The organism is Streptomyces griseosporeus, assembly GCF_014656055.1.
GTDB classification, from domain to species: domain Bacteria; phylum Actinomycetota; class Actinomycetes; order Streptomycetales; family Streptomycetaceae; genus Streptomyces; species Streptomyces griseosporeus.
Map to the genome: position 1 here is coordinate 1 of NZ_BNBR01000013.1, position 1286 is coordinate 1286.

The 1286-nt window shown below is 56.7% G+C and carries 1 rRNA gene; it reads right to left on the reverse strand.

From position 1 onward, the window contains the following. Window positions 1-1286, reverse strand: a 23S ribosomal RNA gene (locus IE308_RS36610); the annotation flags it as partial.

Here is a 1286-nt window from a genome sequence, read left to right on the forward strand (position 1 = left end):
TGCGGTGCTTCCAGATCCGGCCTATCAACCCAGTCGTCTACTGGGAGCCTTACCCCATCAAGTGGGTGGGAGTCCTCATCTCGAAGCAGGCTTCCCGCTTAGATGCTTTCAGCGGTTATCCCTCCCGAACGTAGCCAACCAGCCATGCCCTTGGCAGAACAACTGGCACACCAGAGGTTCGTCCGTCCCGGTCCTCTCGTACTAGGGACAGCCCTTCTCAAGACTCCTACGCGCACAGCGGATAGGGACCGAACTGTCTCACGACGTTCTAAACCCAGCTCGCGTACCGCTTTAATGGGCGAACAGCCCAACCCTTGGGACCGACTCCAGCCCCAGGATGCGACGAGCCGACATCGAGGTGCCAAACCATCCCGTCGATATGGACTCTTGGGGAAGATCAGCCTGTTATCCCCGGGGTACCTTTTATCCGTTGAGCGACGGCGCTTCCACAAGCCACCGCCGGATCACTAGTCCCGACTTTCGTCCCTGCTCGACCCGTCGGTCTCACAGTCAAGCTCCCTTGTGCACTTACACTCAACACCTGATTGCCAACCAGGCTGAGGGAACCTTTGGGCGCCTCCGTTACCCTTTGGGAGGCAACCGCCCCAGTTAAACTACCCATCAGACACTGTCCCTGATCCGGATCACGGACCCAGGTTAGACATCCAGCACGACCAGACTGGTATTTCAACGACGACTCCACCCATACTGGCGTATGAGCTTCACAGTCTCCCAGCTATCCTACACAAGCCGAACCGAACACCAATATCAAACTGTAGTAAAGGTCCCGGGGTCTTTCCGTCCTGCTGCGCGAAACGAGCATCTTTACTCGTAGTGCAATTTCACCGGGCCTATGGTTGAGACAGTCGAGAAGTCGTTACGCCATTCGTGCAGGTCGGAACTTACCCGACAAGGAATTTCGCTACCTTAGGATGGTTATAGTTACCACCGCCGTTTACTGGCGCTTAAGTTCTCAGCTTCGCAACCCCGAAAGGTCACTAACCGGTCCCCTTAACGTTCCAGCACCGGGCAGGCGTCAGTCCGTATACATCGCCTTACGGCTTCGCACGGACCTGTGTTTTTAGTAAACAGTCGCTTCTCGCTGGTCTCTGCGGCCACCCCCAGCTCACGGCGCAAAGCCGGTCACCAGGAATGGCCCCCCTTCTCCCGAAGTTACGGGGGCATTTTGCCGAGTTCCTTAACCATAGTTCACCCGAACGCCTCGGTATTCTCTACCTGACCACCTGAGTCGGTTTAGGGTACGGGCCGCCATGAAACTCGCTAGA